7 protein-coding genes and 1 pseudogene are annotated in these 8,006 nt (G+C 68.3%); 5 read left to right on the top strand and 3 right to left on the bottom strand.

Going from position 1 to position 8,006, the window contains the following annotated elements; translation table 11 throughout:
* Positions 1-244: 244 nt before the first annotated feature.
* A pseudogene (locus tag ACFYOS_RS36105) lies at positions 245-355 on the top strand (LuxR C-terminal-related transcriptional regulator); the annotation flags it as partial.
* A 525-nt stretch (positions 356-880) separates the two neighbouring features.
* Here the strand turns inward: ACFYOS_RS36105 and ACFYOS_RS36100 are convergent.
* Positions 881-1,453, bottom strand: coding sequence for a TIGR03086 family metal-binding protein (locus tag ACFYOS_RS36100; RefSeq protein ID WP_387151754.1), 573 nt, complete (start codon positions 1,451-1,453; stop codon positions 881-883).
* A 172-nt stretch (positions 1,454-1,625) separates the two neighbouring features.
* On the opposite strand from ACFYOS_RS36100, the gene ACFYOS_RS36095 reads away from it, so the two are divergent.
* Positions 1,626-2,357, top strand: coding sequence for a DUF6597 domain-containing transcriptional factor (locus ACFYOS_RS36095; RefSeq protein ID WP_387151751.1), 732 nt, complete (start codon positions 1,626-1,628; stop codon positions 2,355-2,357).
* A gap of 107 nt (positions 2,358-2,464) precedes the next feature.
* On the opposite strand, the gene ACFYOS_RS36090 is transcribed toward ACFYOS_RS36095, so the two are convergent.
* On the bottom strand, positions 2,465-3,100 hold the full coding sequence (locus tag ACFYOS_RS36090; RefSeq protein ID WP_387151747.1) for a LuxR C-terminal-related transcriptional regulator: 636 nt from the start codon (positions 3,098-3,100) through the stop codon (positions 2,465-2,467).
* Positions 3,088-4,329 carry a sensor histidine kinase gene (locus tag ACFYOS_RS36085; protein ID WP_387151744.1) on the bottom strand — a complete coding sequence of 414 codons (1,242 nt, stop codon included), beginning with the start codon at positions 4,327-4,329 and terminating at the stop codon, positions 3,088-3,090. Before ACFYOS_RS36085 ends, ACFYOS_RS36090 begins: the two co-directional genes overlap by 13 nt.
* A 352-nt stretch (positions 4,330-4,681) precedes the next feature.
* Here ACFYOS_RS36085 and ACFYOS_RS36080 point away from each other — a divergent pair, with 352 nt between their 5' ends.
* From ACFYOS_RS36080 to ACFYOS_RS36070, 3 genes are all read left to right on the top strand, one after another.
* Entirely contained in the window at positions 4,682-6,034 is a 1,353-nt protein-coding gene (locus tag ACFYOS_RS36080) for an alpha/beta hydrolase family protein (protein ID WP_387151741.1), read from the top strand.
* 214 nt (positions 6,035-6,248) lie between these two features.
* The gene (locus ACFYOS_RS36075) at positions 6,249-6,494 is read left to right on the top strand and encodes a hypothetical protein (protein WP_387151738.1); all 246 of its coding nucleotides are present in this window, start codon (positions 6,249-6,251) and stop codon (positions 6,492-6,494) included.
* Positions 6,495-7,097: 603 nt separating this feature from the next.
* Complete coding sequence (locus ACFYOS_RS36070) at positions 7,098-7,394, top strand: DUF4193 domain-containing protein (RefSeq protein WP_387151736.1); 297 nt, start codon at positions 7,098-7,100, stop codon at positions 7,392-7,394.
* Positions 7,395-8,006 lie beyond the last annotated feature (612 nt).

Genomic DNA, 8,006 nt, shown 5'->3' with positions numbered 1-8,006 from the left:
ATCCACGACCGTTCATCTGGACCAAGACCGCCGAAGAGATCCTGGAATCACTCGCACGATTTTGTAGGCGAATTTCCGGCGCGGGACACTAGGCCATCGCGACGCCACGGAGCCCAGCCGACAAGGGGTACCACGCGCTTCTGGCCGCTGGGCCGGTTGCCTTCCGCCTGCCCGCCGATACAGCACCACTCGGACACCAAGTCCTCCAAAACGAGCCCGACGAGTTCCGACCGCACTCCACCTCACCGAGGGCACGGTCAAATCCCACATGGCCCGCATCTACACCAAACTCGGCGTCGGCTCCCGCACCGCCGCCGCCGCCACCGCCACCGACCTCGGCCCCATCCGTCGCTGAACCAGGCCAGCCGCCCCATCACCGTCTCGGTCCCGAACGCCTGTGCAGCGGTCACCGGCGAGGGCTTCCGGCGGACAGCCGGGCCCGCGCCGTCCTTTCGTTCGCGACCGTGGATCTCGGCGATGACGGCGTCCATGTCGGTGACCTCCAGCGGGGACGCATCGTGGCCGCCGCCCGGTCGCATCGCACGCGCGGGAGGCGGACATTGAGCCTGCCGAAAACTCATCCGCGCAGGTCACGCTGTATGCCGGTACTCGTGCAGGATGCCGCCGAGCCGCTTGTGCCGGCATACGTCCCGGCGGGCGATCTTGTTCGGGTCTGCGATCGGCGGGGGAGCGGGTGCAGCGGACGGGCGGTTGCGATCCCTTGGTGCGGCCTGTGCGCGTTGTAGAACTGTTCGAACTCGCGTAGGGCGTGCAGCAGGTGGCGTTGGTTCCAGATCAGGGTCCGATCTAGCATCTCCTGGCGGTCTACGAGGCCCTGGACACCGCCGACGATACGCGGAAATCTCTTCCTGCTTGACGATCACCTGGCTGGATGAGGGTTCCGGCCGATGAAGGCGACCAACCGGTCCACGGCGGCCGCGTCGGCGTTGACTTGGACCTCGTAGCCGAACGTCTTGCCCGGACCGCGGTAGGCGGGCATCAGCATGCCGCGGGCGGCCTCGAGTGCCGCCAGCGCCTCCGGTTCGCTGTACGGCTGTGGTTGGCCTGTCGCGACCGCCAGGTCCCAGCCGTGCCCGACGTACTCGATCAACATCATCCCGAGCACCATGGAGCCGGGCAGTTCGGACGACGTCATGCGCAGTGGCCGGTCGACCGCCCCGGACCGGAACGCCGTGACCGCCTGCGCGCCCGCGGCGGCGAACTCCGCGGCCGGATGGGCGCCGCATTGGTACGCGCTCGGGTCGTCGTGATAATCCGTCCCGGCGGCGCGGGCGGAGAACATTCGCAGCCACCCGACCAGGTGATCAGTGAGCGCCGCTACGTCGTAGTCTGGGCACGGGGTCGGCAGCGCACGCTGTTCCGGCCGGACCCGTTCGAGGAGCGTCGTCGTCTTGTCGATCACAGCGGCCAGATTGGCGGCGTCTGCGGGCATGAACATCCTCCTGGGAAGCGGTACCAGCGATGCTAGGCCGGAGTTGGCCGCTGGTCTTGAACAAACGCGCCCAGTCTGGCAGCCACGGTGTGTGCAACCGGCCGCTGAGGATTCGCGGGGCATCCTCCATCCCCAGGAGAGCCTGCGCGCCTTCCGGCGGACCAGATCGGCGGTGCCCGGCCTGCTCGCAGCCCACCTCGACCTGTTCTGGCATACCGAGTGGGAGCTGCCTGGCGGCGTTACGCACCCGCAGCGACTGCTGACGCTCCCGGCAGTCCATGTGGTTGTCGAACCGCAGGATGCCACGGTAATTGGCCCGCTGCGGCGGCCCTGGGTCCGCAATCTCAGTGGCACTGGGTGGGCACTCGGCGTTATGTTCCGGCCTGGCGGATTCCGTGAACTGCTTGGTGGGCCGATCAGCACGCTCACCGATCGTGACGTGCCCATCGGGGAAGTGTTCGGCCCGGCCGGTGACCAGTTCGCCGCTGCCGTCCGGGGCGTGGTGACCGACGAGGAGCGGTTCGCGCTGGCGGCGGCGTTCTTCGCGGATCGGCTGGTGGCACCGTCGGCCGAGCAGCTCGCCGTGACCGCCGCGGTCGAGCGTCTCATCGACGATGAGGCGATCGTGAGGGTGGCCGATCTGGCGCAGGCGTGCCACTGGAGCAGCCGGCACCTGCAGCGCCTGTTCGCAGACTACGTTGGGGTGACGCCGAAGTGGGCGATCCGCCGGTACCGGCTGGTCAATGCGGCCGAGCGGGTGGCGCGGCAGCAGGATGTGGAGTGGGATCTGCTGGTCCACGAGCTGGGCTACAGCGATCAGTCGCACCTGGTCCGGGACTTCACCGGCGTCATCGGCATGTCCCCGGCTCGCTATGCCGCGGCCTGCCGCACGGGTCGATCCTGAGGCTCCTGGTTGACGGATACCTCTTTACGGAGGAGCAATCCACAGTTCCGAGGCGCGGGCCGGGGACGGCGCCCGGGGCGGGGTCACGCAGAGGGACGTCGGTGGGTCTACTGGTCGAGGTAGGTCAGAACGGCGAGTACGCGGCGGTGGTGGCTGCCTGATGGTGGTAGGCCGAGTTTGGCGAAGAGCATGTTGATGTGGTTGCTGACCGACTTCTCGGTGATGACCATGTCTGCGGCGATAGAGGCGTTGGAGTGGCCCTCGGCCATCAGGCGAAGCACATCTCGTTCTCTTGGGGTGAGGCTGGTCAGGGTGTCGCGCTGGTGTAGCAGTTGCGCGACGACCTCTGGGTCCATGACCGTGCCGCCGGTGGCGACTTGGCGGATCGCGTCGGTGAACTGCCGTACGTCACCGACACGGTCCTTGAGGAGGTATCCGACCGCCCCGGAGCGGTCGGAGAGCAGGTCACGGGCGTACAGCCGTTCGACGTACTGGGAGAGGATCAGGACGGGCAGGCCGGGCACCTCGCGGCGGGCGGCGATGGCGGCGCGCAGTCCTTCGTCGGTGAAGGTGGGTGGTAGGCGCACGTCGACCACGGCGACATCGGGCCGGATTGAGACGAGTGCGTCGGCGAGCTGCACGCCGTCGTCGACGGCGGCCACGACGTCGAAGCCGTACGCGGTCAGCATCCGGGTCAACCCGTCGCGCAGCAGTAGCTGGTCCTCGGCGATCAGGACGCGCACGGCAGTTCCACATGCAGAACAGTAGGCCCGCCCGGAGGGCTGGCGATGCGGAGGGTTCCGTCGAAGGCGGACAGCCGACGTTGGATGCCCCGCAGTCCGCTGCCGCGGGACGGATCGGCTCCGCCGTGTCCGTCGTCGCGCACGCTGATGTGCAGTGCCGGACCACCATCGGCGATGGCGATCTGGACACGACCGGCGCCGCTGTGCCGGATCGCGTTGGCCAACGACTCGGCTATGACGAAATACGCCGCGGACTCCACCGGCGCGCTCAGGCGTCGGTCAAGCCGAAGATCCAGCTCGACTGGGATGTTGCTGGTCAGCGTCAGAGCTCGCACCGCCCCCGCCAGACCCCGGTCGGCCAGCACGGGCGGATGAATGCCGCGCACCAGATCGCGCAGTTCCGTCAGGGCCGCGCTCGCGCTGGCCTTCGCCTCGGCCACCAGCGCCTTTGCACCGGCCGGATTCGTGTCGATGACGTCCTCGGCCATGCCGAGGTTCATGGTCACCGCGATGAGGCGTACCTGCGCGCCGTCGTGCAGATCCCGTTCGACCCGGCGGAGTTCGGTGGCGGAGGCATCAACGGCGGCGGCCCTGGTGGTGGTCAGCTGGTCCACCCGCGCGGACAACCTGGCGACGGACGTGGGCCCGAGCAGAGCGGCCGCGAGCCGCGCCTGACCAGCGATGAGATGTCGTGGCGTGCGGTAGGCCAGCACTGCCAGCCCGGCGCCGACCGGCACCAGCGCCCACGTGAGCGGGCCGGACCTGCCGGTGATCTCCAGTACCGCGGGGTCGAAGGCGGTCTGGGAAGGCAGCAGAGCCCGAAGCAACGGCGCGGACAGGCACTCCGCGGCCGCCAACCACAGTCCCAGTCCCAGCGTCACACTGATCACACTCAGCACGAACTGGCACACCAGCCAGGTCAGGTCGCGCCAGGTGGCCAGGTCGCCGATCAAGGTGCGGGCTCGGGCAGGTAGGCCCGCGGGCAACGGCAGGTAAGGGGAGGTGACCGGCTCGGCCAGCACCGCCGAGACTCGGCGGCGCTGCAGATCGGCCAGGCGGCGAGTCAGCCATACGGCGGCGACAAAGAGCAGGACGCCCAGACCCGCCGCAAGACTCGCCGGCACCGAGATCACCATCAGGAACAGTAGGACCGGTGCGGTCAACCCGATGGCGGCACCGGCCAGCAGCTGCCCGAGCTCCAGTGCCCCGTGCGCGATCCTGCGTCGCATGGTCGCGATCCTTCCAGCCGTGCGGCAGCTCAAGCGTCCCCGAACAAGATCAACCCTAGATCTCGTACCGCTGGGCGTCGACGTGCCAGGGACCCCGATCCGTCCAGGTGCCTGCACCCCTACGACATGAGGTGCAACGGCCCTGGGGCGTGTCCCGCGAGCAGGCGAACCTGATCTCCGTGAATGGCGCGCCGCCGGGTGCGCCAGACGATCTGAAGGGGACTGACCCATGCAGCATGCGGTGGCCCAGGTCAGGACAACGCGTCGAAGCGGCGATTCCGGCGCCGCTGGACCGGGCGGTGTCGGGTGGTTGCCGCGGATCGTGGCAGCTCTGGCAGCCCTCGCTGCTGCGGTGCTTGTCCTTCCGACCGCTCCCGCACACGCCGCCCCGGACGGCGTGACCAGCACGGAGGTGTCCTTCTCCGGCAACGGCGGCGTGGTTTTGCACGGCACCGTCCTGGCGCCGGCGCCGACGACACAGCGCCGGCCAGCGATGGTGCTGATTGAGGGAGCGGGCAATCGAGGCCGGCAGGAACTGTACGCGGACGCCGAAGCATTCGCACAGCGCGGCGTCGTGACACTCATCTACGACAAGCGGACCGCAGGCTACTCGCTGCTACGTCGCGACTACTCGATGCTGGCCGACGACGCGCTCGCCGGCCTGCGACTGCTCCGGTCCCGCGCTGATGTCGACCCGGCTCGGCTTGGTCTGTGGGCATTGTCGGAGGGGGCCTTTGTCGCGCCGCTCGCCGCGCACCGCTCCACCGATGTGAAGTTCCTGATCACTGTCGGCGCGGTCGGTATCACCCCCGGCGCCCAGACCGCGTGGGGGTACGGCGAGTACCTCCGGCACGCCGGCGTGTCCGGGTCGTTAGTACGCACGATGCAGGTGAACGCGGTGCGGATGACGATCGGCGCGGGCCTGTTCCCGGAGGCCAACTTCGACCCGACACCGGGCTGGCAGGCGGTGCGCCAGCCGGTACTCGCGCAATGGGGCGAACTCGACCGCGAAGCCCTCCCACGGGAGAGCAGCCAGATCATCCGGCGGGCACTTAAGAAGGGCGGCAACACCCACTACACGATCCGGTTCGTCCCCGACGTACGACACAACCTGCACCTGACCGCCAACGGCGGCTTCGACCGGCTCGACAGCCTGCCACCCACGTACGGCAATTACGAGACGTCCTGGATCGAGAATCTGCCCCACACCCTGCCCAGCCCGAACGCCGAGGCTCCGGCTCAGGATGCACCCGCCCCCACACTCACGCCGCTCGCCTGGTACGAGTCCCCCTGGATCCAACTCGTCGTCCTGATCGTGTTCCTGGTGGCCTTCACCGGCTACCCGCTGACCGCCGCCGTACGGCGCATCCGCGGCCGCCGCGATGCCCCGCTGGTACGGCGTTCGGCGCGCTGGCTGGCCGCCACCGGCTTGGCGACCACGACGGGTGCCCTCATTTACGTCTTCTTCGTGATGGCCACCGCCGCAAACGTCATCGGACCCGTTGCGATCGGCCGCCCTGCGCCCTGGCTCGGCCTGCAGTCCCTCGCCGTCGGCACCGTCGTGGCCACCGCCGCCACCGCACTGTCGTGGCGACGTCACCGCCGCGACCTCACCCGCGGCGACCAGGTCCGGCTCAGCCTGCTCGTTGTCGCCGGCCTGCTGTTCCTACCCTGGGCGACCTACTGGGGGCTGCTCATCCCGTAACCCACATGCCCTGGTTCCCAGGACCGTCCGCCCCACGTGGTCGTCTGCGAGGACCAGATCACCCCGCCGCTCACCCTCACAGGCCTACGGACCGTCGATCGGACGGGATCGGTGTTGCGATACCGTCAAGCGCCCACGCCGGCGTCGAGCAGTCCGGCGTCCGCGGGCCTGGCGATGGGGCCGCAGGGCGGCCCACGAATCTAGGGAGATATCGATGCCGGAGCTCGAGCCCGCTCAAGACGCCCACGCCGAGGATGCCGACACGCCAACCACGGCCGAGGCCGAGACCGAGACCGAGACCGAGACCGAGACCGACGAGCCTGCCGTTTACGCAAATCGGGCTGCCCGACGCGCGAAGGGCAAGGTCGCCTCGCCTCAACCGTATGGAAAGGGTCAGCGCCTCGGCGGCCGGGGCTCGGTCCAGAGCCCGCGCCAGTGGGGTAACCGCCGAAGCGGCTGATCCGTTGGTGGAGCCTTCATCGGCACACGGCTAAAGGTTCATCCTGCGGCGCATGCGGACAGTGGTGCGGTCGGCGACCCGTAGTGAGTAGGTAGCGGCGTTGTGGGGTGTGATCTCGGGCCTGGTGCGGTCGGTGCTCGTTGTAGTGCGAGACGTATTCGGCCAGCGTCGTCAGCAAGGTCAGTAAGTGCCGGGGTAGTAGATCAGGATCCCGTCGAGGCACTCGTGCCGTACCGTGCGCACCCGTCTCTCCGCGTGCGCGTTGGCCGCGGCGCTTGCGGCGGGGTACGAAGGATGTCGATGCCGTCAGAGGCAAAGAATGCGGGCGTGCACTTCGCGACGCGGTCACGGACACCTCTTCGCCGGAGGGCGACAGACGGCAACGACCGGTCCGGGACATCGTCTCGCAGTGCCCTTCGGGACCGGCCATGGCCGGGGGGAGTGGGGTTTATTAGTGTTCCCCGTCTAGGTGGCGACCACCGCCGATGGTGCCCCTCGCATCCAAGGGCGAGCGCTACTCTTCCACCGCTCTCTTGAGCACCACGACATGCCCCCCGCCGTCTACCGTCATGACACCCATATCAAGCGGGAGAGGTCATCACGATGAGCAAGCCTATCGATTACGACGCACCGCGCCGACCCGCTGTTGAGGTTGAAGACGACAGCCTGGAGGAACTCAAGGCGCGCGGCGCGGCGTCGCAGTCAGCGAGAGTCGACCTCTACGAGGCCGAGGTTGCCGAGAACTTCGAGTTACCCGGCGCCGACCTGTCCGGCGAGGAACTGACCGTGGCTGTCGTGCCGATGCAGCCGGACGAGTTCCGATGCGTGCGCTGCTTCCTGGTACACCACCGCAGTCAGCTTGCCCCCGACGGCCGGGAGGTCTGCCAGGACTGCTCCTGACGTCCACTGTCAGGCACCATTTCCCGCCATTCCGGACGACCACCCAGCCACGCGTCGGCGAGGATCTTTGCCGACGCCCGGCTCGGACAGCGGTGTAGCTTCGACCGGCCTGCGATGCCGCCGGTCTGCGCCTCTACTTCCCATCGCTGGCCGTCGGTGCGGATGTAGACGTCGCGACGCCCCCGCGGACTCCGGTCCCCGTTCCACCAATGACGCTCGATTCTCACGTGCTGACCGTATAGCACCACCTGCGGAAAGACGAACGATAGGGATCTTGGGAAGACACGGCCGGCGTGATCGACCAACCACGGATTGTGGACGAGTGGCGTCCGCCGTAGGGTGGCCGACGGTGACCTGCGGGACGGGTCAGCTCCACCTGCACGTAGCCGTGGCCAGCAACCCGACCGGCAATCTCGCCAACGCCATCAGCGTGGCTCATGTTCGCCGACCCTGGCGCCTGGCGGCAGGACCAGCAACTGCTGGCAACGGTCGGTCGGTGCGTCTGTCCGGTCACCACTAAGGCGTGTTTCATAAGCCGGTCAGAGCCACTCGGTGATGATGGTGATGGTCAGAACGGCTTGGAAGCGGACTGCGAGCTTGTCGTATCGGGTG

Origin of the sequence: Micromonospora sp. NPDC005806 (genome assembly GCF_042871425.1) — a bacterium.
GTDB lineage: Bacteria > Actinomycetota > Actinomycetes > Mycobacteriales > Micromonosporaceae > Micromonospora.
This window is presented reverse-complemented; position numbering and strand designations above follow the sequence as displayed.